The 26,357-nt window shown below is 72.9% G+C and carries 19 protein-coding genes; 7 read left to right on the top strand and 12 right to left on the bottom strand.

Annotated elements, in window-relative coordinates; all coding sequences use genetic code 11:
* Nucleotides 1-7: 7 nt before the first annotated feature.
* From Sdi02f_RS09575 to Sdi02f_RS09555, 5 genes are all read right to left on the bottom strand, one after another.
* Nucleotides 8-643 carry a hypothetical protein gene (locus Sdi02f_RS09575; RefSeq protein WP_108933079.1) on the bottom strand — a complete coding sequence of 212 codons (636 nt, stop codon included), beginning with the start codon at nucleotides 641-643 and terminating at the stop codon, nucleotides 8-10.
* Between the two features lie 76 nt (nucleotides 644-719).
* Nucleotides 720-2,201: a GntP family permease gene (locus Sdi02f_RS09570; RefSeq protein ID WP_108933078.1), complete on the bottom strand. Its 1,482-nt coding sequence runs from the start codon at nucleotides 2,199-2,201 to the stop codon at nucleotides 720-722.
* A 121-nt stretch (nucleotides 2,202-2,322) separates the two neighbouring features.
* Nucleotides 2,323-2,733, bottom strand: a complete 411-nt coding sequence (locus Sdi02f_RS09565) for a RidA family protein (protein ID WP_030400845.1) — start codon at nucleotides 2,731-2,733, stop codon at nucleotides 2,323-2,325.
* Entirely contained in the window at nucleotides 2,730-3,494 is a 765-nt protein-coding gene (locus Sdi02f_RS09560; RefSeq protein ID WP_030400846.1) for an IclR family transcriptional regulator, read from the bottom strand. The genes Sdi02f_RS09565 and Sdi02f_RS09560 overlap by 4 nt, the downstream gene beginning before the upstream one ends.
* Entirely contained in the window at nucleotides 3,491-4,546 is a 1,056-nt protein-coding gene (locus Sdi02f_RS09555) for a sugar kinase (protein WP_108933077.1), read from the bottom strand. Before Sdi02f_RS09555 ends, Sdi02f_RS09560 begins: the two co-directional genes overlap by 4 nt.
* A gap of 136 nt (nucleotides 4,547-4,682) precedes the next feature.
* Between Sdi02f_RS09555 and Sdi02f_RS09550 the strand changes: the two genes are divergently transcribed.
* Together Sdi02f_RS09550 and Sdi02f_RS09545 are read left to right on the top strand one after the other, a co-directional pair.
* Entirely contained in the window at nucleotides 4,683-5,984 is a 1,302-nt protein-coding gene (locus Sdi02f_RS09550) for an amino acid deaminase (protein WP_031086467.1), read from the top strand.
* A 20-nt stretch (nucleotides 5,985-6,004) separates the two neighbouring features.
* On the top strand, nucleotides 6,005-7,615 hold the full coding sequence (locus Sdi02f_RS09545) for an N-acyl-D-amino-acid deacylase family protein (protein WP_031086465.1): 1,611 nt from the start codon (nucleotides 6,005-6,007) through the stop codon (nucleotides 7,613-7,615).
* Between the two features lie 53 nt (nucleotides 7,616-7,668).
* Here the strand turns inward: Sdi02f_RS09545 and Sdi02f_RS09540 are convergent, their stop codons facing one another.
* The gene (locus Sdi02f_RS09540) at nucleotides 7,669-8,496 is read right to left on the bottom strand and encodes a S1 family peptidase (RefSeq protein ID WP_030400850.1); all 828 of its coding nucleotides are present in this window, start codon (nucleotides 8,494-8,496) and stop codon (nucleotides 7,669-7,671) included.
* 236 nt (nucleotides 8,497-8,732) lie between these two features.
* On the opposite strand from Sdi02f_RS09540, the gene Sdi02f_RS09535 reads away from it, so the two are divergent.
* Nucleotides 8,733-9,944, top strand: coding sequence for a pyridoxal phosphate-dependent aminotransferase (locus Sdi02f_RS09535; RefSeq protein WP_030400851.1), 1,212 nt, complete (start codon nucleotides 8,733-8,735; stop codon nucleotides 9,942-9,944).
* 100 nt (nucleotides 9,945-10,044) lie between these two features.
* The gene (locus tag Sdi02f_RS09530) at nucleotides 10,045-10,467 is read left to right on the top strand and encodes an SCO4983 family protein (RefSeq protein WP_031086463.1); all 423 of its coding nucleotides are present in this window, start codon (nucleotides 10,045-10,047) and stop codon (nucleotides 10,465-10,467) included.
* A gap of 409 nt (nucleotides 10,468-10,876) precedes the next feature.
* Here Sdi02f_RS09530 and Sdi02f_RS09525 read toward each other — a convergent pair whose 3' ends face one another.
* A complete protein-coding gene (locus Sdi02f_RS09525; protein WP_030400853.1) occupies nucleotides 10,877-12,697 on the bottom strand; it encodes a phosphoenolpyruvate carboxykinase (GTP) in 1,821 nt (606 codons plus the stop codon).
* A 286-nt stretch (nucleotides 12,698-12,983) separates the two neighbouring features.
* On the opposite strand from Sdi02f_RS09525, the gene trhA reads away from it, so the two are divergent.
* Entirely contained in the window at nucleotides 12,984-13,688 is a 705-nt protein-coding gene (trhA, locus tag Sdi02f_RS09520) for a PAQR family membrane homeostasis protein TrhA (RefSeq protein ID WP_031184802.1), read from the top strand.
* A 60-nt stretch (nucleotides 13,689-13,748) separates the two neighbouring features.
* On the top strand, nucleotides 13,749-14,480 hold the full coding sequence (locus Sdi02f_RS09515) for a Mut7-C RNAse domain-containing protein (RefSeq protein WP_030400855.1): 732 nt from the start codon (nucleotides 13,749-13,751) through the stop codon (nucleotides 14,478-14,480).
* A 133-nt stretch (nucleotides 14,481-14,613) separates the two neighbouring features.
* Here the strand turns inward: Sdi02f_RS09515 and Sdi02f_RS09510 are convergent, their stop codons facing one another.
* The 5 genes from Sdi02f_RS09510 to Sdi02f_RS09485 form a co-directional block, all read right to left on the bottom strand.
* Nucleotides 14,614-16,644 (bottom strand): thioredoxin domain-containing protein, encoded by a 2,031-nt coding sequence (locus Sdi02f_RS09510; protein WP_167458147.1) that lies wholly within the window; start codon nucleotides 16,642-16,644, stop codon nucleotides 14,614-14,616.
* Between the two features lie 497 nt (nucleotides 16,645-17,141).
* Nucleotides 17,142-17,645 carry a nucleoside deaminase gene (locus tag Sdi02f_RS09500; RefSeq protein WP_031086460.1) on the bottom strand — a complete coding sequence of 168 codons (504 nt, stop codon included), beginning with the start codon at nucleotides 17,643-17,645 and terminating at the stop codon, nucleotides 17,142-17,144.
* A gap of 192 nt (nucleotides 17,646-17,837) precedes the next feature.
* Nucleotides 17,838-18,647, bottom strand: coding sequence for a xanthine dehydrogenase accessory protein XdhC (gene xdhC / locus Sdi02f_RS09495; protein ID WP_031086459.1), 810 nt, complete (start codon nucleotides 18,645-18,647; stop codon nucleotides 17,838-17,840).
* 1 nt (nucleotide 18,648) lies between these two features.
* A complete protein-coding gene (gene xdhB / locus Sdi02f_RS09490; protein WP_108933074.1) occupies nucleotides 18,649-21,069 on the bottom strand; it encodes a xanthine dehydrogenase molybdopterin binding subunit in 2,421 nt (806 codons plus the stop codon).
* A complete protein-coding gene (locus tag Sdi02f_RS09485) occupies nucleotides 21,066-22,562 on the bottom strand; it encodes a xanthine dehydrogenase small subunit (protein ID WP_031184804.1) in 1,497 nt (498 codons plus the stop codon). The genes xdhB and Sdi02f_RS09485 overlap by 4 nt, the downstream gene beginning before the upstream one ends.
* Nucleotides 22,563-23,120: 558 nt before the next feature.
* Here Sdi02f_RS09485 and Sdi02f_RS09475 point away from each other — a divergent pair.
* Nucleotides 23,121-26,339, top strand: coding sequence for a tetratricopeptide repeat protein (locus Sdi02f_RS09475; protein WP_108933073.1), 3,219 nt, complete (start codon nucleotides 23,121-23,123; stop codon nucleotides 26,337-26,339).
* Nucleotides 26,340-26,357 lie beyond the last annotated feature (18 nt).

The raw sequence follows: 26,357 nt of genomic DNA, 5'->3' as shown, positions 1-26,357 counted from the left end.
GATGCGCCTACTCCGCGCGTGCGGTGGCCTCTTCGGCGTCCTTCTCGTCCTTGGTCTCCCCGGCGGCGTCCCCGGCCGCGGACTCCTTCTCCGGTTCCGGTTCGTCCGCGCTCTGCGCCTCGCCGTCCTCGAAGTACGCGTCGAGGACCTCGTCCAGGGCCGACTCCCACTCCGGGAAACGGCTGCGGGACGTGGCCTCGATCTCGATCGGGTACCAGCGGCGGTCCGGCGTGTGCACCGTCACCGTGAACCGCTTGCCGAAGCGGCCGGTCTCCGTCTCGACGGCGCCGACCTCGTCCCAGCGGAAGTCGCAGCTCTGGTCGTCGAGGGAGAGGCGTACGCCCCTGTGGTCGGCGACGATCCGGGCGCGGCGGTCGGACGCCTCGAACACCGGGCCGTCCACGGGGGCTTCGTCCTCCGGTTCCTCGGCGTCCGTGGCGTCCTCGGCGTCCAAGGCGTCCACGGCGGACGGTTCCCCGGCGGCCGAGGGCTCCTCGGGCTCCGTGGCGGCGTCCTCCCCCGCCTCTTCGCGTCTTGCGTCCTTCGGCCCACCGGACACGGGTGCGGTGAGCCCGGGGATGAAGGCCGGGTCGAATCCGGCGCCTTCCAGGGGCTGGCTCGTCGATCCTCTGCGCTGCTCCACGCGGGCAGTATGGTCGACGATCCTGTGCCGGGCACAGCCAGCCCCGACTTCGTTATCAGACGCCTACATGAGCCGCCTACACGAACAGGCTCACCACCGCCGCCACCACGAACCCGGCGACCGAGAGCACGCTCTCCAGGACGGTCCACGTCTTGAGCGTGTCCCGCTCGCTGATGCCGAAGTACTTGGCGACCATCCAGAAGCCGCCGTCGTTGACGTGCGAGGCGAAGATGGAGCCCGCCGAGATGGCCATGATGACCAGGGCGACGAACGCCTGCGAGTGGTCGCCCTCGGACAGCAGCGGCGCCACGATGCCCGCCGTCGTCACGATCGCCACCGTCGCCGAGCCCTGCGCGACCCGCAGCACCACGGAGATCAGGTAGGACAGGACGATCACCGGCAGGCCGACGTCGTTGAAGGTGTCGGAGAGGGCCTGGGCGACCCCGCTGGCCTTGAGGACCGCGCCGAAGACGCCGCCGGCGCCGACCACCAGCAGGATGTTGCCGACCGGCTTCAGCGAGGCGGTCGAGACCGTCTCCAGGGACTTGCGGGACCAGCCGCGCCGGATGCCGAGCAGGTAGTAGGCGAGGAGCAGGGCGATGGTCAGGGCGACGAACGGGTTGCCGAAGAACTCGATCACCGAGCGGAGGGTGGACGGGTCCAGGGCGATGGAGGAGAAGGTCGCGGCCAGGATCAGCACCAGCGGGGTGCCGATGATGCCGAGGACCGTGCCGAGCGCGACGGGGCTCTCGGTGGGCGCGACGCCGGCCTTGCGCTGCTCCTCGACGACGGCCTGCTTGGCCTCCTCGGCGGCCTCGACCATGTCCTGCGGCACGGGCACGAAGATGCGGCGGCCGATCCACGCGGAGAACGCCCAGGCGGCGAGGACGGCGGGGATGCCGCAGACGATGCCCATGAGGATGATCCAGCCGAGCTTGACGTTCAGCAGTCCGGCGGCGGCCACCGGGCCGGGGTGCGGCGGCAGGAAGGCGTGGGTCATCGACAGGCCGGCCAGCAGCGGCAGGCAGTAGAGCAGGATCGACTTGCCGGAGCGCTTGGCGGCGGCGTAGACGATGGGCGCGAGGACGAAGATGCCCACGTCGAAGAAGACCGGGATGCCGAAGATCAGGCCGGTGAGGCCCATGGCGAGCGGGGCACGCTTCTCCCCGAAGAGGCCGAGCAGCCGCGAGGCCAGCACCTGTGCGCCGCCGCTGACTTCGAGGATCGCGCCGAGCATGGTGCCCAGGCCGATGATGATGGCGACGTGGCCGAGGATGCCGCCCATGCCGGACTCGATGGTCGAGACGGCGTCGGACTTCTGGACGGTGCCGAAGAGTTCGGTGACCGACAGGCCGGCGAGCAGGCCGACGGCTATGGAGACGGCGAGCAGCGCGACGAAGGGCTGCAGCCGCACCTTGATGATGAGGAAGAGCAGGAGCGCGATGCCGATGGCGGCGACGGTCAGCAGGCCGGCCGTGCCGTCGATCAGGGTGAGCAGGCCGCCGGTGTGCGGTGGGGCCTCGGAGGCGGCGGCGAACTGGAGGGACGGGTGGGACATTCGGGGGTCCTCTGGATAAGTACATGGAGCTTTCGGGCAGGGCGGAGCACGGCACGGCGCCCCGTGGGGTGGGGGGCGCCGTGCCGTTCACAAGCGGTTCAGACAGGCGGGGAGGGGACGGTCAGCCGAGGACGGCCAGCGCGTCGATCTCGATGAGGAGGCCGGCGGGCAGACCGACGTACACGGTCGTGCGGGCGGCGGGCGGCTGGGTGAGGCCCTGCTCCTCGAAGTAGGTGTTGTAGATCTCGTTCATCTCGGCGAAGTGGCCGACGTCCGTGAGGTAGACGCGGATCATCATCACGTCGTCCCAGGAGGCGCCGCCCTCCTCCAGGATCGCCTTGACGTTGGCGAGGGTCTGGAGGGTCTGCTCGCGCAGGGTCGGGCCGGCCGGGGTGGGGGCCTTGCCCTCCTCGTGGGGGAGGAAGCCGACCTGGCCGGCGACCTGGAGGATGTTGCCCTTCTTCACGCCGTGGGAGAACTTCGCCGGGGGGACGGTGTGGGTCGCGGGGGTGAGAGCGATCTTGTCGGTCATGCGGTGACTTCCTTGACTGGGGTCCTGCCGGAGTACTCGCCGCTGATGGCGTCCGCCGTACGGCGCACCAGCGGGAGCAGGGTGAGGAGTTCGTCGGCGGTGACGACGACGTTCGGCGCGGAGACCGACATGGCGGCGACCACCCGGCCGTCGGCGCCCCGGATGGGCGCGGCGACGCAGTTGATGGACTCCTCGTGGCCACCGAGGTCGGTGGCCCAGCCCTGTTCGCGCACCTTGGCGAGTTCCTTGAGGAACCCGTCGGCGTTCGGTGTCGAACGGGCCGTGTACATGGGGTAGTCGAGCTGCTCGGCCACGGCACGGCGCTCGTTCTCGGGGAGGTCGGCGAGCAGGAGCTTGGCGACGGCCGCCACCGTGATGGCGACGGGCTTGCCGATCCGGGAGTACATGCGGACCGGGTAGCGGCTCTCGACCTTGTCGATGTAGAGGACCTCGTCCTCCTCGTGGACGGCGAGGTGGACGGTGTGGCCGACCTGCTCGTTGAGGCGCACGAGGTGGGGGTGGGCGATCTCGCGGACGTCGAGGTTCTCCATCGCCTCCTGGGCGAGGGAGATGAGCCGGGCGCCGAGGCGGTAGCGCTGGTCGGCCTGGCGGTAGACGAAACCGTGGTCGTGGAGGGTGCGCAGCAGGCGCAGGGCCGTGGACTTGTGCACGCCGAGGCGGTCGGCGACCCGGCCCAGGTCGGCGGGCCCCTCGGCGAGCAGCGGCAGGATGCTGAGCGCGCGGTCGACGGTCTGGCTCATGGGGTGCGTACCTCCTCCTCGGCCCTCGCGTCGGCCTGTGTCCAGCCGGGGCCGAGTCGCAGTCTCCCCCACGCGGTGTCGTCCAGGGCGGCCAGGCGGTCGGCGTGGTCGCGGGCGGGGGGTGCGGCGAGGTCGCCGGGGACGGTGAGGGCGGCGGCGGCCATGAGGTGGCCGTGACGCAGCCGCTCGCGTACGGGCAGCTCGCGCAGGGTGGCGGAGAGGAACCCGGCGGCGAAGGCGTCGCCCGCGCCGACGGCGGCGACGACGTCGACGTGCAGGGCGGGGACGGAGGTGGCGCGGTCCCCGTGGAAGGCGGTGGCCCCGCTCGCGCCCTGCTTGACGACGAGCAGCTCCGGCTCGGGCAGCGCCGCGCGTACGGCCTCGGGTCCGGTGAGTCCCCAGGCGTCCCGCGCCTCGTCGTCGCCGACGAAGACGAGGTCGGCGCCGCGGGCCAGGTCGAGGAGCACCTCGGGTCCGTGGCCGTGACCGGCGTCCCGCCACAGGCCGGGGCGGTGGTTGACGTCGAAGGAGACGAGGGGGCGGCCGGGGCGGCGGGCGGTCAGTTCGCGCACGAGGCCGAGGCAGTCGGCGGAGAGCGCGGGCGTGATGCCGGACAGGTGCAGGACGCGGCCGGAGCGGACGGCGTCGAGGTCCATGGTGCCGGTGGACATCGCGGAGGCGGCCGAGCCCGCCCGGTAGTAGGCGACCTCGTGGGCGTCGGTGGCCCGGTCGCCCGCGGTGCGGAAGTAGATGCCGGTCGGGCGGGCGGGGTCGCGGCGGACGGCGGAGACGTCGACGCCGTAGGCGCCGATCGCCTCGACGAGGTGGTCGCCGAAACCGTCGGCGCCGACCCGGCCGACCCAGCGGACGGCGTGTCCGGCGGCGGCGAGGACGCAGGCCACGTTGGACTCGGCGCCGCCGATGGTCCTCTCGAAGGAGGGGACGTCGGCGAGGCGGCCGGGTACGGAGGGGAGGAAGGTGACCATGGACTCGCCGAGCGCGACGACGTCCACGACGTCGGGGGCGGTGCTGCGGGGTCCGTCGACGGTCACGATGGTCCTGACTCCTCTTCGCGTCTCGCGGGCGGCGGCTCCGTTGACCCCGCGTTCGCCGAGATGTTAGACAGCAGTAAGCGATATACGCAACGCCTGTTGCAAGATTTGCAACGGAACGGATCAGGGAGGCTCCATGGCCCTCGACAACGGCCCCGTGAGCGGCCGCGAAGCCCTCGCCGAGCTGGCGCAGGAGCGCGTCGACCACCGCTTCAAGGGCCTCCCCCCGGACGCGTACGGCCTCACCCTCGCCGAGCTGGCCGCACAGCGCCGCAACCTCTTCACCGACGGCTTCGCCACTCCCGTCCTCGCGCTGTCCGCCGAGCGCCTGGAGCACAACCTGAAGCTCATGGAGACGTACTCCGCCCGGCACGGCCTCGCCTTCGCGCCGCACGGCAAGACCTCCATGGCACCCCAGCTCTTCCACCGCCAGATCGAGCACGGCGCCTGGGGCATCACCCTCGCGGTGCCGCACCAGGTGTGGGTGGCGCGGGCCTTCGGCATCGGGCGGATCTTCCTGGCCAACGAGCTGGTCGACGCCGCCGCCCTGCGCCGGCTCGCGGCGGAACTGGACGCCGACCCGGAGTTCCGCTTCGTCTGCTACGTCGACTCGGTGCGCGGCGTCGAGCTGATGGACGCGGCCCTGACCGCGGCGGGCGCCGGCCGCCCGGTGGACGTCGTGGTCGAACTGGGCGCCGGCGAGGGCGCTCGGACCGGGGCGCGCACGGAGGCCGAGTGCGCGGCGGTCGCCGACGCGGTGGCCGGGACGCGGACGCTGCGGCTGGTGGGTGTCGCCGGGTACGAGGGCGAGGTGCCGGACGCCGACCCCGAGCGCGTGCACGCGTGGCTGCGCAGGCTGGTCGCGCTGGCGGTCGGCTTCGACGGGGCCGGGCGGTTCGAGGGCCTGGAGGAGATCGTGCTGAGCGCGGGCGGCAGCGCCTGGTTCGACGCGGTGGCCGACGTCTTCGCCGAGGTGCCCGCCCTCTCCCGGCCCGTCCTCAAGCTGCTGCGCTCGGGGGCGTACGTCTCCCACGACGACGGGCACTACCGGGAGGTGACCCCCTTCAACCGCGTCCCCGCCGAGGGCGCCCTGCAGCCCGCGTTCCGGCTGTGGGCCCAGGTGGTCTCCCGCCCCTCCCCCGGGCAGGCCTTCGCCAACGCGGGCAAGCGGGACGCCGCGTACGACCTCGACCTGCCCTTCGCCCAGGCCGTGCGCCCGGCCGGCGGCGGCGCCGAGCGCCCCGCGACCGGCATCGCGGTGAGCGGCCTGTCCGACCAGCACGCCTGGCTGCGCACTGCCCCGGAGGCGGAGCTGGAGGTCGGGGACTGGCTGGGCCTGGGGCTGTCCCACCCGTGCACGTCCTTCGACAAGTGGCAGCTCATCCCGGTCGCCGAGGCGGACGGGACGGTCGTCGACTACATCCGCACGTTCTTCTAGAGAAGCCAGGAGGAGTCAGCATGGAAGAGCTGGTCATCCGGGACGCCGACGTCGTGGACGGTTCCGGCGGCGACTCCTACCGCGCCGACGTGGTGGTCGACCGCGGCCGGATCGTCTCGATCGTCAAGGAGGCGGCGGCCGCCGGCTGCCAGCGCCCCAGGGCGCGCCGGGAACTGGACGCCGAGGGACTGGTCCTGTCCCCCGGTTTCATCGACATGCACGCCCACAGCGACCTGGCGCTGCTGCGGGACCCGGACCACGGCGCCAAGGCCGCGCAGGGCGTCACCCTGGAGGTGATCGGCCAGGACGGGCTGTCGTACGCGCCGGTCGACGACCGCACCCTCGGCGAGGTGCGCCGGGCGATCGCCGGGTGGAACGGCCCCGGTGACGACGTCGACTTCGACTGGCGCTCGGTCGGCGAGTACCTCGACCGGCTCGACCGCGGCATCGCCGTGAACGCCGCGTACCTGATCCCGCAGGGCACGGTGCGCGCCCTCGCCGTCGGCTGGGACGACCGGGAGGCGACCGAGGCGGAGCTGGAGCACATGCGGCGCCTGGTCGCCGAGGGCCTGGAGCAGGGCGCGGTCGGCATGTCGTCCGGGCTGACGTACACGCCCGGCATGTACGCCAAGGACGCCGAGCTGACCGAGCTGTGCCGGGTGGTGGCGTCGTACGGCGGCTACTACTGCCCGCACCACCGCTCGTACGGCGCCGGGGCGCTCCGGGCGTACGAGGAGATGGTGGAGCTGACGCGTGAGGCGGGCTGCGCCCTCCACCTCGCCCACGCCACGATGAACTTCGGCGTCAACAAGGGCCGGGCCCCCGAGCTGCTGACCCTGCTCGACGACGCACTCGCCGGCGGCGCCGACATCACGCTCGACACCTACCCCTACACCCCCGGCTGCACCACCCTGGTGGCGCTGCTGCCGAGCTGGGCGAGCGAGGGCGGCCCGGAGCGGATCCTCGAGCGGCTGGCGGACGACGAGACCGCCGAGCGGATCCGCCACCACATGGAGGAGATCGGCTCCGACGGCTCCCACGGGGTGCCCATGGAGTGGGAGACGATCGAGATCTCCGGCACGGGCGACCCGGCGCTCGCCCCGTACGTGGGCCGTACGGTGCTGGAGTCGGCGCGGCTGCGCGGCGAGAGCCCGTGGACGGTCGCCCGGCACCTGCTGCTCGCCGACCGGCTGGCGCCGACCATCCTCCAGCACGTCGGCCACGAGGAGAACGTCCGCGCGATCATGCGGCACCGGGTGCACACCGGCGGCTCGGACGGCATCCTCCAGGGCGCCAAGCCGCACCCGCGCGCCTACGGCACCTTCCCGCACTACCTCGGGCACTACGTGCGCGAGCTGGGCGTGCTGTCGCTGGAGGAGTGCGTCGCCCACCTCACCTCGCGCCCGGCGGCCCGGCTGCGGCTGCCGGACCGGGGTCTGGTGCGCGAGGGGTACCGGGCCGACCTGGTGCTCTTCGACCCGGCGACGGTCGCGGCCGGCAGCACCTTCGAGGAGCCGCGGGTGCTGCCGACGGGCATCCCGTACGTGCTGGTGGACGGGCGGTTCGTGATGGAGGACGGGCGGCGCACCGACGTGCTGGCCGGACGGTCGGTGCGCCGGGTCCCGCGCTGAGCCGGGGGCCGGTCCGGCACGGCAGGCCGTGGCGCCGGCCCGCCGGACCGGCACTACGGCTTGGGCAGGGCGCAGCCGGCGCGCGAGAGGTCGAGCTTGTTGCCGGGGCCGAAGCAGGCGGGGATCCCGTAGGTCTGCTGGGCGTAGTTGATGCCCTCGCGGACCGTCACGGTGCCGTCCTCCGCGACCTCGCAGGGGTTGTTGTCGGTGCAGCGTCCGCCGTCCTCGTTGCCCGTGTTGTTGACGGCGACGACCTTGCCGGTGGCGTTGTCGACGACGGGCGATCCGGAGGTGCCGCCGATGGTCTGGCAGGCGGAGGTGTAGCGGACCGAGTCCTTCCAGGTCCACTCCCCCTCCTTCAGGCGGTAGGCGAACCCGTCGACGTTGCAGGCGTAGGTGCGCTTCCAGTAGCCGGAGACGACGGTGATCGCGGTGCCTGCCGCGGGGCGGGTGTCGTTGAGGGTGAGCGGGCTGATGCCGTAGGAGCCGCGGATCTGGGCGTACGTGCTGCTGAGCTGGTAGAGCGAGACGTCCGTGTCGGTCATGGTCCCGTAGGCGATCTTGACGGCCCGCAGGGTGGCGACGCGGGTGCCGGAGGCGTTGAGCAGCCCGAAGGTGCGGCTGGAGGGCCGGTCCACGACCACCTCGCCGGCCGCCGGGAAGCCGGTCTCCAGACAGTGGCCGTTGGACATGACCAGCGCCGGGTCGTCGTCCGCGGAGGCGGGCAGGCGGACGACCGAGCCGGAGCAGTTGCTGAGCGCGACGGTTCCGGCGAAGGAGACGGCGCGGGCGGCGGGGGCCGCGGGTGACGCGGCCGCCGGTGCCACGCCGACCCCGGTGACGGCCAGGGTGGCGAGCGCGGCAAGGAGAGGCTTGTTCATGTGGGGGTCCCCTCTATGGAGGGCACCGGCCGGAGATCGTCCGGACGGCGCCGTTTTTGTCATGCGCATTCTCATGACGGAGAGGGGGTGCGGACAAGGGCCGGTAACCGGCCGCCAGTTGGCGCGATCCGGCCCCCGGAGCACGCCCGGAGGCGGCGGCGACCACCCGGACGCGCGCGTCTCACGTGGTGGAAAACACGGCCCATGGGTCGTAACCGGGTCGTAAGCTCGCGGACATGCAGGTGATCCAGTCGACCAAGCTCGCCAACGTCTGTTACGAGATCCGGGGCCCGGTGCTCGAGGAGGCGATGCGGCTGGAAGCGGCCGGACACCGCATCCTGAAGCTGAACACGGGCAACCCGGCCGCGTTCGGCTTCGAGTGCCCGCCGGAGATCCTGGAGGACATCCTCCGCAACGTCTCCACGGCACACGGCTACGGCGACGCGAAAGGCCTGCTGGCGGCGCGCCGTGCGGTCGTCATGCACAACCAGACCCTCGGCGTCGAGACGGACGTCGAGCACGTCTTCATCGGCAACGGCGTCTCCGAGCTGATCGTGATGGCGATGCAGGGCCTGCTCGACGACGGCGACGAGGTGCTGGTCCCGGCCCCCGACTACCCCCTGTGGACGGCCGCCGTCTCGCTCTCCGGCGGTACGGCGGTGCACTACCGCTGCGACGAGCAGTCCGACTGGATGCCCGACCTCGCCGACGTCGAGCGGAAGATCACCGACCGCACCAAGGCGCTGGTGATCATCAACCCGAACAACCCGACGGGCGCCGTCTACGACGACGCGATGCTGCGCGGGCTGACGGACATCGCCCGCCGGCACAACCTGCTGGTCTGCTCCGACGAGATCTACGACAAGATCCTCTACGACGACGCCACGCACACCCCGACCGCCGCGATCGCCCCCGACCTGCTCACCCTCACCTTCAACGGCATGTCGAAGGCGTACCGGGTGGCCGGCTACCGCGTCGGCTGGATGTCGATCTCCGGGCCGCGCGCCCACGCCGAGTCCTACATCGAGGGTCTGACGGTCCTGGCGAACATGCGGCTGTGCGCCAACATGCCGGGGCAGCACGGCGTGGTCGCGGCGCTCAGCGGGCGGCAGACCATCAACGAGCTGGTCCTGCCCGGCGGACGGCTGCGCGAGCAGCGGGACGCCGCCCACGAGGCGCTGACCAGCATCCCGGGCGTGACCTGCGTGAAGCCGAAGGGCGCGCTGTACCTCTTCCCACGGCTCGATCCCAAGGTCTTCAAGATCAAGGACGACCGCCGGATGGTCCTGGACCTGCTGCGCCAGGAGAAGATCATGGTCGTCCAGGGCACCGGCTTCAACTGGCCCGAGCCCGATCACTTCCGGGTGGTGACCCTGCCGACGGCCGCGGACCTGCGCGAGGCGGTGGACCGGATCGGGAACTTCCTGGACGGGTACGGCCAGCCCTGAGCCCCCGCTCCACCGGGACTCCGGCGTATGCCCTGAACGGCGTCAACTTTAGATTGGATCTAATGTAGGATGACTTCCTGAAGCAACAGGAGGCCATCCCATGTACGAGCCGATCCGCAGCAAGTCGGTCCACAGCACGATGGCCGGCAGCACCACGGACTTTCCCCACCGGTCGCGGGACGAGGAGCTGGACATCCAGCTCGCGGGCCACCTCGCGGCCCTGCTCGCCGTCACGGACGAGCTGCACGCGCTGGAGCCCGGCACCGGCCTGGACACCGCCGCCGACCGGCTCGCCGAGCAGGTCGCCCGGCTGCGGGGAGGCCAGGCGCCGGTCCGGCTGCAGGTGGCCGCCGCCGACCCGAAGCCGTGCCCCGCGGCCCTGCACCGGCGGGCGCACAAGCTGGCGGCCCGCGCCCTGGTCGTCGCGGCCTCCCGCGCCGACACGGCGGCCGCCATCCTGACCGCCGAGCGCATGGACGCGCACGCGGCGGCCCTGGAGCCGCGCGAACTCGCGTCCCGCTGAGCCCTCCGGGCTCCCCCTACGGCCCCGGCCCGCGCGCACCCGCAGCGACGCGCGGGCCGGGTGCCGCTCACCGCACGGGGGCTGGACGGCACCGCGCATCGGCACCCTCGGGCGATCTCGCCCATCGGCGGCTCTCCGTCGCGGGCGGTTCTCGCGCCCACGCGGCGGAGCCGCACAGCGACACGGCCCCGCTCCCCCTCGGGGCGCACGTACGACCGGGGTCGAGACGTCGAAGGGCCGGGTCCGTCGCACGCCTTTGTGCGGGGACCCGGCCCGAACGGGTCTCCCCCCGCTCCGGGACATCGAGCTACTGGAGCGCGGGGAGACCCCCCTCGTGGCCGGCCTTCGTGACGACTTCGCGGGTCAGGGCTAGCCGGACCGGCCACGGAGCTTGGGGTGGGGACGGTGATCAGCCCAGGCGCTGCACCAGGGCCCGGTACTGGTCCCACAGCTCGGTGGGCGTGTGGTCGCCGAAGGTGTTCAGGTGCTCGGGGACGAGTGCCGCCTCCTCGCGCCAGACCTCCTTGTCCACGCTGAGCAGGAACTCCAGGTCGGCGTCGGCGAGGTCGAGGCCGTCGGTGTCCAGGGACTCCTTGGTCGGCAGCACGCCGATCGGGGTCTCGACGCCGTCCGCCCGGCCCTCCAGGCGCTCCACGATCCACTTCAGGACGCGGCCGTTCTCACCGAAGCCGGGCCACACGAACCGGCCGTCGTCGTCCTTGCGGAACCAGTTGACGTAGTAGATCTTCGGCAGCTTGGACTGGTCCTTGTCCTTGGCCACGTCGATCCAGTGCCCCATGTAGTCGCCCATGTTGTAGCCGCAGAACGGCAGCATGGCGAAGGGGTCGCGGCGCAGCTCGCCGACCTTGCCCTCGGCGGCGGCGGTCTTCTCGGAGGCCACGTTGGCGCCGAGGAAGACGCCGTGGTTCCAGTCGAAGGACTCGGTGACCAGCGGTACGGCGGTGGCGCGGCGCCCGCCGAAGAGGATCGCCGAGATCGGCACGCCCTTGGGGTCCTCCCACTCCGGCGCGATGATCGGGCACTGCGCGGCGGGCGTGGTGAAGCGGGCGTTGGGGTGCGCGGCGGGGGTGCCGGACTCGGGGGTCCAGTCGTTGCCCTTCCAGTCGGTCAGGTGGGCCGGGATCTCCTCGGTCATGCCCTCCCACCACACGTCGCCGTCGTCGGTGAGGGCGACGTTGGTGAAGACGGAGTTGCCCCACAGGGTCTTCATCGCGTTGGCGTTGGTGTGCTCACCCGTGCCGGGCGCGACGCCGAAGAAGCCGGCCTCGGGGTTGATGGCGTACAGGCGGCCGTCCTCGCCGAAGCGCATCCAGGCGATGTCGTCGCCGATGGTCTCCACGGTCCAGCCGGAGATGGTGGGCTCCAGCATGGCGAGGTTGGTCTTGCCGCAGGCCGAGGGGAAGGCGGCGGCGACGTACTTGGGCTCGCCGGTGGGCGGCGTCAGCTTCAGCACCAGCATGTGCTCGGCGAGCCAGCCCTCGTCGCGGGCCATGACGGAGGCGATGCGCAGGGCGTAGCACTTCTTGCCGAGCAGGGCGTTGCCGCCGTAGCCGGAGCCGTAGGACCAGATCTCGCGGTCCTCGGGGAAGTGCGAGATGTACTTGGTGCTGCTGCAGGGCCAGGGGACGTCCGCCTGGCCGGGCTCCAGCGGGGCGCCGACGGAGTGCACGGCCTTGACGAAGAAGCCCTCGTCGCCCAGCTCGTCCAGGACGGCCTGCCCCATGCGGGTCATGGTGCGCATGGAGGCGGCGACGTAGGCGGAGTCGGTGATCTCGACGCCGAGCGCGGAGAGCGGGGAGCCGAGGGGGCCCATGCAGAAGGGCACGACGTACATGGTCCGGCCGCGCATCGCACCGCGGAACAGGCCCTGCTCACCGGTGAAGATCTCCCGCATCTCGGCGGGGTCCTTCCAGTGGTTGGTCGGGCCGGCGTCCTCCTCCTTCGCGGAACAGATGAAGGTCCGGTCCTCGACGCGGGCGACGTCGGAGGGGTCGGAGGCCGCGTAGTAGGAGTTGGGGCGCTTGATCGGGTCGAGTTTGCGGAAGGTGCCCTTCTCGACGAGCTCCCCGCACAGGCGCTCGTACTCGGCCTCGGATCCGTCGCACCAGACCACGGAGTCCGGCTGGGTCAGTTCGGCGATCTCGTTGACCCACGAGATCAGTTCCTGGTGGTGGGTGGGGACGGGGGGAGCCGCGATGTCGCGCGCCACGATTGCTCCTAAATGAGGGGTTTTTTGTTGGAGGCCCCGTGGGGGCTGCGACCCGGACGCGTGACGTGTGCCTCGTGGGCGCTCATCCGGTGTCGACCGCACTCATTTGATCATCCGACGCGAGCGCCCATCTGTCCAGAGGGCGTCACACTTGAGCGGCGTGAGCATCGCCACGTGCCCGAACCGGGGGTGCGCCCGCCGGGTCCCCGTGAGACGATGACCACTCGCCGGACGGCAGGCGCCCGTACTGATGCGTAACTTACGGAACCGTAGGTACGATGCGGCCATGACTGCGTCCGTCCCCGCCGCGCCCAAGGACTCGCCGGCCGCCGGCCGCGGCCCTGTCGCGCGCTCCCTCCCGCACCCCGTGAAGCCCAAGCTGCGCGGCTGGCTGCACCTGGGCATGTTCCCCGCCGTCCTGATCGCCGGTCTGGTGCTCACCGCCCTCGCCGAGTCGCCCGAGGCCCGCATAGCCTGCGGTGTCTACGTACTGACGGCGTGCCTGCTGTTCGGCGTCAGCGCGCTGTACCACCGGGGCAACTGGAGCCCCCGCATGGACGGCGTCCTGCGCCGTCTCGACCACGCGAACATCTTCCTGATCATCGCGGGCACCTACACCCCGCTCACGATGCTGCTGCTGCCCGGTGCCAAGGGCGAGTGGCTGCTGTGGGGCATCTGGGCCGCCGCCGCGGCCGGCATCGTCTTCCGGGTCTTCTGGGTCGGCGCCCCACGCTGGCTCTACACCCCCTGCTACCTCGCCATGGGCTGGGCGGCCGTGTTCTACCTGCCGGAGTTCATGCGGGCCGGGGGCATCGCCGTGCTGGTCCTGGTGATCGTCGGCGGCGTGCTCTACAGCGCGGGCGGAGTGATCTACGGCCTCAAGCGCCCCAACCCGTCACCGCGCTGGTTCGGCTTCCACGAGGTCTTCCACTCCTTCACGCTGGCCGCCTTCATCGCGCACTACGTGGGCATCTCGCTGGTCGCCTACTAGGCGCCCGCACGCACGGAAAAGGGCCGGGCCCGGGCGCGGCCCCCGTGGCATCCTGACCTGGTGAACGGTCCCGATATCCACGTCGAGTTCGCCCCCGAACTGCACCTGTTCGTCCCGCGCGCCCGCTCCGGCGGCGCCGTCCGCGCGGCCACCGACGGGGTCTCCACCCTCGGCCACCTCGTCGAGTCCCTCGGCGTTCCGCTCACCGAGGTCGGCGCCCTGCTCGTCGACGGCGTCGAGGTCCCGCCCGGGCACGTCCCGGCGGGCGGCGAGTCGGTGCGCGTCCGGCCCGTCGGGCACCCCCAGCGCGTCCCCGGCGCTCCCCTGCGGTTCCTGCTCGACGTGCACCTGGGCACCCTGGCCCGCCGGCTGCGGCTGCTCGGCGTGGACACGGCGTACGAGTCGGCGGATCCCGGCGACCCGGCGCTCGCGGCGCTGTCGGCGGCCGACAAGCGGGTCATGCTCAGCCGCGACCGGGGCCTGCTGCGCCGCCGCGAGCTGTGGGCCGGCGCCTACGTCTACAGCACCCGCCCCGACGAACAGCTCCAGGAGGTCCTGGACCGCTTCCGCCCCGACCTGCACCCGTGGACCCGGTGCACCGCCTGCAACGGACTGCTGCGGTCCGCCACCAAGGACGAGGTGGCACAGCAGCTCAAGGGCGGGACGCAGCGCTCGTACGACGTCTTCGCCCAGTGCACCGCGTGCGGTCGCGCCTACTGGCGGGGCGCGCACCACGAGCAGTTGGAGGCGATCGTGGAGCGCGCCGTGAGCAGGAGCGCTCAGGGCGGTTGAGCGCTCCTGCCCCGGCGGCGCCCCGCGGGTCCGCTTCCGGGCCGCGACCGCCCTCGGGCGTCGTGGCACCGGCCCCGCCGGGCCCGACGTGACGGCCCCTGCCTAGCCGGAGGTGACGTGCTCGCGCTCCGCCTCAGTCGCCCAGCGCGGCCCGCAGCCGCCCCGGGTCGGTGGTCGGCGCGTCGCAGGTGAAGTTCCGGCAGACGTAGGCGGCCGCCGCCCCGTTCACCAGGGGCCGGTCGGCGAGCAGCGGGAACTCGTCGTCGCCCTCGGGGCCGAAGGCCACGACCGCGCCGGGCGCCGTGGACAGCAGCGCCGTGCGGTGCAGCCCGCGGGCGGCGGGGTCGGCGGGCGCCGGTGCGACGACGGCGACTTCGCGCGGGCCGTCGAGCAGCGCCTCGGCGGCGGCCAGGCCCCAGCCGACGAAGCGCGGGACGCGCGGGCCGAGCGCCTTCACCACGCCCAGGGCGTGCTCGGCGGCGGTGCGGTGCGGGGCGGAGCCGGTGTGGGCGGCGTAGGTCAGCAGGGCGGCCGCGGCGGCGCTCCAGCCGGACGGGGTGGCGTTGTCGGTGGGGTCCTGCGGGCGGCGGATCAACCGCTCGGCGTCGGCCGCGGTGTCGTACAGCGAGCCGGACTCGTCCGTGAAGCGGGTGAGGACGTGGTCGAGCAGGAAGCCGGCGAAGTCCAGCCAGACGCCCTCCCCCGTCACCGACGCCAGCGCGAGGAAACCCTCGGCCACGTCGGCGTAGTCCTCCAGCACCCCGTCGTTGGTCCCCGGCCGGCCGTCCTTGCTGGTGCGGGTGAGCCGGACCTGCTCGTCGAGGTGCACGCGGACCAGCAGGTCGGCGGCGGCCACGGCGGCCTCGACCAGGTCGGGACGCTCGAAGCAGGCGCCGGTCTCGGCGAGCGCGGCGACGGCCAGGCCGTTCCAGGCGGCGACCACCTTGTCGTCCCGGCCGGGCGCGGGGCGGCCCTCCCGGGCGGCCAGCAGCCGCTGCCTGACCGACGCGATCCGGTCCGCGTCGAAGACGCCCTCCTGCTGCGGCAGTTGCAGGACCGAGGCGCCGTGCTCGAAGGTGCCCTCCTCGGTCACCCCGAAGTACTGCGCGGCCAGTTCCGCGTCCTCGGCGCCGAGGACCCCGGTGAGCTGGGCGGGCGTCCACACGTAGTAGGCGCCCTCGACGTGCCGGCCCGTGCCGTCGTCGCTGTCGGCGTCCAGCGCGGAGGCGAACCCGCCCTCCGGGGTGCGCAGTTCCCGCACCATGAAGTCGGCGGTCTCCAGGGCGACCCGGCGCGCGAGGTCCGAGCCGGTGGCACGCCAGAGGTGGGTGTAGACCCGGCACAGCAGGGCGTTGTCGTAAAGCATCTTCTCGAAGTGGGGCACGGTCCACTCGCGGTCCACGGAGTAGCGGGCGAAGCCGCCGCCGAGCTGGTCGTAGATGCCGCCGCGGGCCATGCGTTCACAGGTGTCCCGCGCCATCTGCAGCGCGCCCTCGGCGCCGGTGCGGGCGTGGTGGCGCAGCAGGAACTCGATCGCCATGGACGGCGGGAACTTCGGCGCCCCGCCGAACCCGCCCCGCTGCGCGTCGTACTCCCGGGTCAGGCCGAGCAGCGCCTGCCCGAGCTGCTCCTCGCCGGGCGCCTCGGCGTCGCCGTAGGAGATCTCCCGCCCGGCGAGGTCCCGCACGATCTTCCCGGCGACCTCGCTCACCTCGTCGCGCCGCTCCGCCCAGGCCTGCTGGACGCCCTGGAGCACCTGGCGGAAGGAGGGCATGCCGTGCCGGGGCTCGGGCGGGAAGTAGGTGCCGAAGTAGAACGGCTCGGCGTCCGGGGTGAGGAACACGGTCATGGGCCAGCCGCCCTGCCCGGTGGCCGCCTGCACGGCCTCCATGTAGACGGCGTCGACGTCGGGGCGCTCCTCGCGGTCGACCTTGACGCTCACGAAGTGCGCGTTGAGGTACTCGGCGGTGGGTCCGTCCTCGAAGGACTCGTGCGCCATGACGTGGCACCAGTGGCACGCGCTGTAGCCGACGCTCAGCAGGACCGGGACGTCGCGCCGACGGGCTTCCTCGAACGCCTCGGCCTCCCAGGGCCACCAGTCGACGGGGTTGTCCGCGTGCTGGAGGAGGTACGGGGACGTGGCCTGCGCAAGTCGGTTCGGCATGCCTCCATCCTCGCGCACATCCCCTCCGCCCCGTCCGTGCGCCACAGGGGCGGCGCGGATGTCCCGTGGCCCGCCCGCTCGCCCGTGTGCTCCACTCGGCGCACGAGCCTCACGGTGCACGTCCTCGTGGTGGACGCGGACGGAAGGAGACGCATACTCGACGCGCCGGACGACCGTGACGAGTCCGCCGGCTTCGAGAACCGGCGCACACGCGTGTGGGGGTCGCCGGTGGTGCGTTCGCTCGGAGCCGTCCTTCTCCCGGACCTGGCCGAGAGGGACTTGGAGGTGCCGCCCGACCAGGTGCCCGCGCTCCTGAGTGAGTGCCTCCTGCTCCGGGAGAAGCCGGAGCAGGTCGTGGCGAACACGGAACCCGCCCTGGTGACGTTGCGCGGGGCTTCCGTCCTTCGGGGCAGCCGGCGACGGTACTGCCCCGCCACGTGCGCCACGGTGGGAGGGGCGCACGGACGGGGCAGCCGGTACCGCGGGGAGGCTCGTTCTCAGTAGTCGACGCGGTCGGACTTGGCGATCCAGGCGTCGAACGGCTGGGTGCGGTGGGGCAGGTCGAGGTGCTCCACGGTCATCGGCCAGTTCGCCTGGGGCCGCTTCTCGAACAGGTCGTAGAACTTGCGGTCGTCGAAGCCGGCCACGGCCGCGTCGTGGCGGTCGGCGGAGAAGACCAGGCGGTCGACGCGGGCCCACAGGGCCGAGGAGAGGCACATCGGACAGGGCTCGCAGGACGTGACGAGGGTGCAGCCCTCCAGGCTGAAGGAGCCCAGCGTCTTGCAGGCGGCTCGGATGGCGCTGACCTCGGCGTGCGCGGTGGGGTCGAGGCCGGCGGTGACCTGGTTGTTGCCGAGGGCGACGATCTCGCCGCCCCTGGCGATGAGTGCACCGAAGGGGCCGCCGCCGTTCTGGACGCTGGTGGTGGCCAGTTCGATGGCCTTCTCCATCCAGGCGCGCTCGAACTCGCGGATACCGGTCTCGAGGGTGTCGGTCGTCATGCGTGCTCCTTCTTGGGCATGCGGCGTGAGGGAGGGCGGCGTGCGGGCCGGTGTACTGCGCGGGGAGGATGCGTAGGAGCAGTAGACAGGTCGTCGGCGACGCCCGGCCAGGGTCCGAAGACATGAACTACGAGCAGGCTGCGACCGACGCTTCGTAGATTCCCACAAAGGCCCCCGCCGGCCCGGGTGGTGTCAGTTCCCCTCGGCCTCGAAGGTGCGCAGCAGGTCGGCCGCGACGCTGACGGCTATGGTCGCGGGCTCCTTTCCGGTGATGCCGGCCAGCCCGATCGGCGTCTTGATCCGGTCGATGGCGGCTTCCTCGTGGCCGCCCTCGGTGGCCAGACGCTTGCGGAACCGCGCCCACTTGGCGGCCGACCCGATCAGACCGATGGACCCCAGGTGATCCGTGCGCAGGGCCGCGTCGCACAGGGCGGCGTCCTCGGCGTGGTCGTGCGTCATGATCAGGACGTGCGTGCCGCGCGGCAGCCGCGCGAGCACTTCCTCGGGCAGCAGGGGCGTGTGGTGCGTGTGCACCTGCGCCACCGCGTCCCCGAGCACGCCCAGGCGCTCCTCGGTGAGCATGTCGGCGCGGTTGTCGACGAGGTGGAGGTCGATGTCCTGGCGGGCCAGGATGCGCGCCAGTTCGAGACCCACGTGGCCGACGCCGAAGACCGCCACCGCCCGGACCACCGGCAGCGGTTCGAGCAGCACGGAGACGGTGCCCCCGCAGCACTGCACGCCGTGCCGGTTGGTCACCTTGTCGTTCAGGGCGAAGTCGAGCAGCTCCGGTTCCGCCGCGGCCGCGGCGATCATCTCCCGGGCCCGGTCGACCGCCACCGCCTCCACGTTGCCGCCGCCGATCGAGCCCCACGTCCCGGTGTGTCCGACGACGAGCTTGGCACCGGCGTCGCGCGGGGCGTGGCCGCGCACGGTCGCGACGGTCACCAGCACGCCGGACTCCCGGCGTGCCCGCAACCGCGCGACCGCGGCGACCCAGGTCATGTCAGGCACCGCTCAGCGCTTTCGCACCGGAGCGGGCCCTGCCGCCGTCGGAGACCGCCGCGCCGCGGACGCCGCCGTTCCCGGCGGTGCCGCCCTGCCGCGCCGACTCGATCGCCCAGTACACCGCCTCCGGCGTCGCGGGCGAGGCCAGCTCGACGCCGGTGCCCTTCGGCCCGAACTCGGCCGCCGCCTGCCGCAGCGCCTCGCGCACCGAGAAGGCCAGCATCAGCGGGGGCTCGCCCACCGCCTTGGACCCGAAGACGGCGCCCTCTTCCGTGGCGTTCTCCAGCAGGGTGACGTTGAACTCCTCGGGCATCTCCGAGAAGCTCGGCAGCTTGTACGTGCTGGCCGCCTGGGTGAGCAGCCGGCCGCGGTGGGGGCCGTCGCCGGTGTCCCAGCGCAGGTCCTCCAGTGTCAGCCAGCCCGCGCCCTGCACGAAGCCGCCCTCGATCTGACCGATGTCGATCATCGGGGAGAGGCTGTCGCCCACGTCGTGGACGATGTCGACCCGCCGGATCCGGTAGGCGCCGGTGAAGCCGTCCACCTCGACCTCGGTCGCGGCGGCGCCGATGGCGAAGTACTTGAACGGCGACCCCCGGAACGCACGCGCGTCCCAGTGGAGACCCTCGGTCCGGTAGTAACCGGCCGCGGAGAGCTGGACCCGCTGGAAGTACGCGGTGCGCACGAGGTCGTCCCAGGCCAGCTCCTCATCGCTGCCCAGGCTGCGCGCGACGCCGTCCACGATGCGTACGTCGGAGGCGTTGGACCCCAGCCGGCTCGCGGCCACCTGCAGCAGCCGTGCGCGCAGTTGCTCGCAGGCGTTCTTCACCGCGCCGCCGTTGAGGTCGGCGCCGGAACTGGCCGCGGTGGCGGAGGTGTTGGGGACCTTGTCGGTGCGGGTGGGGGCGAGGCGCACCTTGTGCAGCGGGATGCCCAGCGTGGTCGCGGCCACCTGGAGCATCTTGGTGTGCAGGCCCTGGCCCATCTCGGTGCCGCCGTGGTTGATCAGGACGGAGCCGTCCTTGTAGATCAGCACCAGCGCGCCGCCCTGGTTGAAGGCGGTGAGGTTAAACGAGATGCCGAACTTCACGCCGGTGATCGCCAGGGCCCGCTTGGTGTGCGGGTGCGCGGCGTTGTACGCGGCGATCTCGCGCTCGCGGTCGGTGAAGTGCGCCTCGTCCAGGACCTGCTGCCAGGCGGCGGTGATTCGCTCGGGCTGGGTGACCGGCTGCCCGTACGGGGTGGTCTGGCCCTGGTCCGGCCGGTAGAAGTTGCGTTCCCGCAGCTCCCGCGGGTCCAGGCCGAGCTGCGGCGCGCAGCGGCCCAGGATGTCCTCGATCACCAGCATGCCCTGGGGTCCGCCGAAGCCGCGGAAGGCGGTGTTGGAGACCGTGTTGGTCCTGGCGATGCGGCCGGCGACGCGGGCGTTGGGGATCCAGTACGTGTTGTCGATGTGGCACAGCGCCCGGGCCAGGACCGGCTCGGACAGGTCCAGGCTCCAGCCGCCGTCCGCGGTCAGCGTGGCGTCGAGGGCCTGGATGCGGCCCTCGGCGTCGAAGCCGATCCGCCAGGTGGCGTGGAACCCGTGCCGCTTGCCGGACATGGTCAGGTCCTGGGTCCGGTTGAGCCGGAACCGCACCGGACGGCCGGTCAGCTTGGCGCCGAGCGCGGCGACGGCCGCGAAGCCGTGCGGCTGCATCTCCTTGCCGCCGAAGCCGCCGCCCATCCGCAGGCACTGCACGGTCACCTCGTGGGCGGGCACCCCGAGCACGTGCGCGACGATCTCCTGGGTCTCGGAGGGGTGCTGGGTGCTGCTCTGGATGAACACCTGCCCGTTCTCGTCCACCTGGGCGAGCGCCGCGTGGGTCTCCAGGTAGAAGTGCTCCTGCCCGGAGAACTGGAACTCGCCGGTGAACACGTGCGCGGAGTCGGCGAAGCCCGCGTCGACGTCGCCGTGCGTCATCACGGGGCGCGCGCCGTGGTAGCTGTCGGCCGCGATGGCGTCCTGGAGGGTGATCAGGGAGGGCAGTTCGTCGAGGTCCACCTCGACGGCCTCCGCGCCGAGCCGGGCCGCCTCCAGCGTCTCGCCGAGCACCCAGGCGACCGCGTGGCCGTGGAACATGACCTCGTCGGGGAAGAGCGGCTCGTCGTGCTTCATGCCGGCGTCGTTGACGCCGGGGACGTCCGCGCCGGTCAGGACGCGCACCACGCCGGGCACGGCGAGGGCGGCGCCGGTGCGCACCGCGGTGACCCGGCCGCGGGCCTTCATGACCTGGACCGGGTAGGCGTGCAGGACGTCCTTGGTGCGCTGCACCAGGTCGTCGGTGTACAGCGCGGTGCCGGTGACGTGCTGGACGGCGCTCTCGTGCGGCATCGAGACGCCGACGACGGGCTTCTCGGGACGCTCGGACAGGTGGCTCATGACGGCACCGCCTCGGTGGTCTGTGCGTACAGCTTCAGCAGGGACTGGCCGAGCATCGCGGAGCGGTAGCCGGCGCTGGCGCGGTGGTCGCTCATCGGCGTGCCCTCGCCCCGCAGCACCTCGGCCGCGGCCCCGGCGGTCTCGGCGGTCCACGGCCGGCCCTCCAGGGCGGCCTCGGTGGCGAGCGCGCGGACCGGGGTGGCGGCCACGCCGCCCAGGCCGATGCGCGCCTTGCGGACGGTGCCGCCCTCGACGTCGAGCGCGAAGGCGACCGCCACGCTGGAGATGTCGTCGAAGCGCCGCTTGGCGATCTTGTGGAAAGCGGTGACCGGCGACAGCGGCAGCGGCAGACGGACCGCGCGGATCAGCTCGCCGGGGCGGCGCACGCTCTGCCGGTAGCCGGTGAAGTACTCGGCCAGCGGGACCACGCGCTCCCCGTCGGCGTCGGCGAGCACGAGCGACGCCTCCAGCGCGAGCAGCACCGGCGGGCTGTCGCCGATGGGCGAGCCGGTCCCCAGGTTGCCGCCCAGGGTCGCGCCGTTGCGGATGAGCCGGGACGCGAACTGCGGGAACAGCTCCGCCAGCAGCGGGACGGTGCCGTCGAGGCGGCGTTCGATCTCGGTGAGGGTCAGCGCCGCCCCGATCTCGATGTGGTCGGACTCGACGCGCAGGTCCCGCAGTTCGGGCAGCCGGTCGACGGCGACCACGCAATCCGCCCGGCGCGAGCGGATGTTGACCTCGACGCCCCAGTCGGTGCTTCCGGCGACCACCACGGCGTCGGGCCGCTCGCGCAGCAGCCGCAGCGTCTCGGCCAGGGTGTTCCTGCGGACGAAGGCGCGGTCGTCCTGGCGGTAGTCGGTGGCGACCGGCGCGGGCGGGGCCTGGTCGCGGCGACGGGCCAGCGGGTCCTCGTCGGCGGGCGCGCCGACGGCGAAGGCGGCGTCGCGGATCGGCCGGTAGCCGGTGCAGCGGCACAGGTTGCCGCTGAGCGCGTGCAGGTCGAAGCCGTTCGGGCCGTGCTCGGCGTCACCGGCCTCGGCCCCCTCGCCCGCACCCGCACCAGCACCCGCACCACAGTCCGCGGCCGCGCAGCGGTCGGGCCGGTAGTACTCGCCCGCCATGCTGCAGACGAACCCCGGCGTGCAGTAGCCGCACTGGGAGCCGCCGCGGACCGCCATCTCCTCCTGCACCGGGTGCAGGACCGGCGCCGTGCCCGGCGCCTCGACGGTGGCGAGTCCCTCGGAGGTGACGACCTCCTGGCCGTCGAGCGCGGCGACCGGAACCAGACAGGCGTTGACCGGAACCCAGTCGGTCGGCTTGTTCACCCCGGGGCGGGCCACCAGGACCGAACAGGCGCCGCACTCGCCCTCGGCACAGCCCTCCTTCGTGCCGGTCAGGCCGCGCTCGCGCAGGAAGTCGAGGACCGTGGTGTGGGGCGCGGCCGGTGCGATCGGCGCTTCTTTTCCGTTGACGGTGATCCGTGCCGCTGTCATGACCGACCTTCATTTCGCTTCGGGACACGTCGATTCATCATGTTCGCCAATTTCAGGCAGCCTTCTCTGCTCGGACGCGCCGCGCGGGAAAAGCGGGCGCAGATCGGCACGCGACAGGGGCATGCCGTGAAGGGGTGAAGAGGTAAAAGGAAAATTCCGGCACGTGCCACGCGAGGGCACGGCGAAACGGCGTGTCAGCAGCCGTGCGCGACCCGGCCCGAAACCCACACGGTGCGGCGGGCGAGGCGACTCAGATCGGAGTTGGTGTACATCCGTGATCGCCTCCTGTCGGTAGTCATGGGTCCGCTTCCCTGGCAAATTAGTGGCTTCCGTCACCGGGGTCAAGAGAGGAATTCGTCGAATTTCCCCGGCCGAAGCGGCGCGGAGGCGAAACCGGCGCCGGTCACCCCTCCCCAGGGTCTCCCCACCCAAGGACACTTGAGTGGCGCACAACCGGGGAAGGACCCGGGAACGGGCCGGAGGGCCCTGGGACGCCCGGGGGCACCGGGGCGCCCGGGCCGACCGGCAGGACACCGATGCCGCCGGAGGGGGCGCGACATGCGGGACAGTCATCGGGCGGAGGCCGAGGGCCTGCTCAGACGGGCCGTGGAGGAGGAGGTACGGCGCTCGGGCGGGCGTACGGACGGGAACGTACTGCTCTCCCGGGCCCGCGCGGCACTGGACGCGATGGCGGGGACGGCCGGCGAGGAGTACGCGGCCTACACCCACGCCCTCGACGAGGCCGCCGCCGGACAGCTCACCTTCCGCGAGCGCTACGCCCGCGAGGGTGCCGGCACACCCCTGCTGGTGGCCGCCGTGGCGGCGGTCGCCGCGGTGGTGGCCGACGTGGCGCTCGGCACGGGGACCGGCACCGCGGTGGGCGCGGGCGTGGCGGTGGGCGCGGTGGGCGCGGCGGCGACCGTGCTGAAGGTGGCCGGGACCCATGTGCCGGCCGCCCATCACCGCGCGGGGGCGGTCAGCCAGCCCGGCGGCCCCGAGCAGTTGCGGCTGCAGTGGCTGACCGCGCTGGAGGTGCGCGGCATCCGCCCGTTCCTGGATCAGCAGCGGATGCTCGCCGCGTCCACCGGGCCGGCCAAGAGCGGGCCGAAGCTGCGGGGTGCCGACAAGAGCGCGGCGGCGCGGGGGCGCAGCGCGCTGGAGCAGTCGTTCGGGCAGCTTCCGGTGGCCGAGGGGCCCTTCGCGGGCCGACGGCAGGAGATGGCGAAGCTGCGGCAGTGGGTACAGGCGGCCCGCGCGAGCACGGAGACGAAGCCGACGGTGGTGGTGCTGCACGGTCCGCCGGGCAGCGGCCGTACGACGCTGGCGGTGCGGGCCGTCCACGAGTTGCGGGACTACTTCCGCGGAGCCTGCCTGGTCGACCTGCGCGGGGCCGGGTCCAGGGCGGTCGGGTCGGGGACGGGCGGCGGGGCACCGCTGAGCACCCGGGACGCCCTGCTGCACCTGCTGAACCGGCTGGGGGCGCCGCGCGAGCAACTGCTGTTCCGGGAGCGTTCCTCGGCGGACCAGCAGGTCAAGCGGCTGAGCGAGCTGTACCACCAGCACCTGACCGGCGTCCCGGTCACCGTCGTCCTGGACGACGCCTGGGATGCCGAGCAGGTGCGGGCGCTGGTGCCGGAGCGGTCGGACAGCCTGGTGCTGGTCACCGCGCGGGAGGCGCTGCGGCTCCCGCCCGACCTGCCCGCCCGCGTGTACGACCTGCCCGTCGAGGCGCTGGACGCGGCGGGCGCGGAGGAGCTGCTGGGCGCCGCCGCCGAGGACGCTTCGGGGCCGTACGACGCCGAGTCGAGCGAGCTGATCCGGCAGCTGTGCGGCGGGCTGCCGCTGGCGCTGCGGATCGCCGGGTCGGCGCTGGGCCCGCGTTCGGCGCGCGCGCTGGCGACCGATCTGGGCGCCTACGGCCCCGTGGAGCCGGTCGAGCGGGCGCTGTGGCTGCGTTACACCGACCAGTCGGAGCCCGCCCGGCGGCTGCTGCGCCGGCTGGCGCTGGCGGGCCGCACCTCGCTGGGTGCCGCGGCCGCCGCCGCGCTGCTGGCCACGGACGAGACGGAGGCGGCCCGGCAGCTGGCGGCGCTGTCGCGGGCGGGTCTGATCGACCACGTCCGGGGCAGCCGCTACCGCCTGCACGACGTGGTGCGCGCCTTCGCCCGCGCCCGGCTCGCCGACGAGGAGGAGCCCGGCGAGCGGACGGCCGCGCAGGAACGGCTCATCGCGAACTACGCCGAGCTGGCCGACTCCGTGCTGCGCCTGGTCGACGGCAACATGTCGACCCGCTCGAACCAGTTCGGGCAGTACGGCTTCACGTCCCTGGACGAGGCGCTGCGCTGGCTGGACGACGAGTCGAGCTTCATCACGGCGGCACTCAGGCACGCGGAGGGCGTCGACCAGGGGACGGTGCTGAACCTGCTGGGCGCGCTGTGCGACTACTGCCTGCTGCGCGGTGACCTGTACCGGCTCGGGGAGATCAGCGAGCTGGCGCAGTCCGTGGACCAGGGGCTGCTGGTGCGCTCGGTGCAGTGGCGCACCGGCATCGCGGCCCGGCAGCTCGGCGAGCTGGACAAGGCGCGTACGACGCTGGCCTCCGTCGTGGACCTGTACCGCGACGCCCACCACGACGCCGGCGCGGCGCGTGCCCTGTGCTCGCTGGGGATCACGCTGCACCACCAGGGCAATCTGACCGACGCGGCGGCCAAGCTCCAGGAGGCGCTGGACCTCCAGGCCGCGCCGGAGCTGGCCACGGACCGGGCGTGGACGCTGCACGCGCTGGCGGCGGTGCAGCGCGACCGGGCCCGGCTGTCCGAGGCGCTGGAGCTGCTCACCGAGTCGCTGGTGCTGCACCGGGCGGGCGAGTCGGTGCACGGCCAGGCGTGGGCCCACTTCCAGCTCGGCCAGCTCCACCTGCGCAGGGGCGACGTGCCCGGCGCGGAGGCGGACCTGCGGGCCGCCCTGGACCTGTACGGCCGCACCCAGGACGCGCGCGGCGAGGCCTGGGCGCTGACCCAGCTCGCCCGGGCCCGGCTGGTGGACGGCGACGCCTCGGAGGCGGTGGAGGAACTGCGGCGGGCGGCGGCCCGGCACCGCGAGAACGAGGACGCCCGCGGCGAGGCCTGGACGGTCTACTACCTGGGCCAGGCGCTGGAGGAGACCGGCGACCTGGACCAGTCCGTGCGCGAGCTGGAACGCTCCCGCACCATGTTCTCGCGCATGCGGGACGTGTACGGCCTGGCCTGCGCCCGGCACCACTCGGCGCGCGTCACCCGCGACCAGCGGGCCGCCCAGACCGGCTCGCTGCGCAACTCCGGCTTCGCCCGTCAGCTCCTGGTCGACGCCCGCGCCGACTTCCAGCGCATCGGCGTCGGCCACGGCGAGGCGTGGACGTGCCTGGAACTGGCGGTCGTGGACGCGGGCAACGCCCGTACGCCGCAGGCCCTGGCCCTGTGCGACGAGGCCGCCGCCCTGTTCGCCGGGTACGGCGACCGGCGGGGCGAGGACTGGGCCCGCTTCCTGCGCTGCACGCTGCTGCCGTACGCCGCCCCCGGCGGGGTGGAGGTCGGCACGGCGGTGGCGCAGGAGGAGCTGGCCCAGTTGTCCCGGTCCCGCCATCCCGCCCGCGATGCCAAGCTGGACGACTACGTGGACGCCTACCAGCTCCTCCTGGAGCGCGGCGTGCAGCTCGAGGCGGGGTGGCAGGCCTGGCGCCTGGGCATGGTTCCGGGCCGCCAGGCCAGGGAGGTGATGGGCGTGGCGGTCACGGCCTGAGACCGGCCGCGCCGCCCG

The organism is Streptomyces ardesiacus, from assembly GCF_003112575.1.
GTDB classification, from domain to species: domain Bacteria; phylum Actinomycetota; class Actinomycetes; order Streptomycetales; family Streptomycetaceae; genus Streptomyces; species Streptomyces ardesiacus.
This window is presented reverse-complemented; position numbering and strand designations above follow the sequence as displayed.

Excerpts from the sequence above, each read along its gene's own strand:
- Sdi02f_RS09560 (WP_030400846.1), bottom strand. The coding sequence starts at position 3,494 with ATGAGCCAGACCGTCGACCGCGCGCTCAGCATCCTGCCGCTGCTCGCC.
- Sdi02f_RS09485 (WP_031184804.1), bottom strand. The coding sequence starts at position 22,562 with ATGACAGCGGCACGGATCACCGTCAACGGAAAAGAAGCGCCGATCGCA.
- Sdi02f_RS09535 (WP_030400851.1), top strand. The coding sequence starts at position 8,733 with ATGCAGGTGATCCAGTCGACCAAGCTCGCCAACGTCTGTTACGAGATC.
- Sdi02f_RS09500 (WP_031086460.1), bottom strand. The coding sequence starts at position 17,645 with ATGACGACCGACACCCTCGAGACCGGTATCCGCGAGTTCGAGCGCGCC.
- Sdi02f_RS09475 (WP_108933073.1), top strand. The coding sequence starts at position 23,121 with ATGCGGGACAGTCATCGGGCGGAGGCCGAGGGCCTGCTCAGACGGGCC.
- Sdi02f_RS09510 (WP_167458147.1), bottom strand. The coding sequence starts at position 16,644 with ATGCCGAACCGACTTGCGCAGGCCACGTCCCCGTACCTCCTCCAGCAC.
- xdhB (WP_108933074.1), bottom strand. The coding sequence starts at position 21,069 with ATGAGCCACCTGTCCGAGCGTCCCGAGAAGCCCGTCGTCGGCGTCTCG.
- Sdi02f_RS09530 (WP_031086463.1), top strand. The coding sequence starts at position 10,045 with ATGTACGAGCCGATCCGCAGCAAGTCGGTCCACAGCACGATGGCCGGC.
- Sdi02f_RS09545 (WP_031086465.1), top strand. The coding sequence starts at position 6,005 with ATGGAAGAGCTGGTCATCCGGGACGCCGACGTCGTGGACGGTTCCGGC.
- xdhC (WP_031086459.1), bottom strand. The coding sequence starts at position 18,647 with ATGACCTGGGTCGCCGCGGTCGCGCGGTTGCGGGCACGCCGGGAGTCC.
- trhA (WP_031184802.1), top strand. The coding sequence starts at position 12,984 with ATGACTGCGTCCGTCCCCGCCGCGCCCAAGGACTCGCCGGCCGCCGGC.
- Sdi02f_RS09550 (WP_031086467.1), top strand. The coding sequence starts at position 4,683 with ATGGCCCTCGACAACGGCCCCGTGAGCGGCCGCGAAGCCCTCGCCGAG.
- Sdi02f_RS09565 (WP_030400845.1), bottom strand. The coding sequence starts at position 2,733 with ATGACCGACAAGATCGCTCTCACCCCCGCGACCCACACCGTCCCCCCG.
- Sdi02f_RS09540 (WP_030400850.1), bottom strand. The coding sequence starts at position 8,496 with ATGAACAAGCCTCTCCTTGCCGCGCTCGCCACCCTGGCCGTCACCGGG.
- Sdi02f_RS09570 (WP_108933078.1), bottom strand. The coding sequence starts at position 2,201 with ATGTCCCACCCGTCCCTCCAGTTCGCCGCCGCCTCCGAGGCCCCACCG.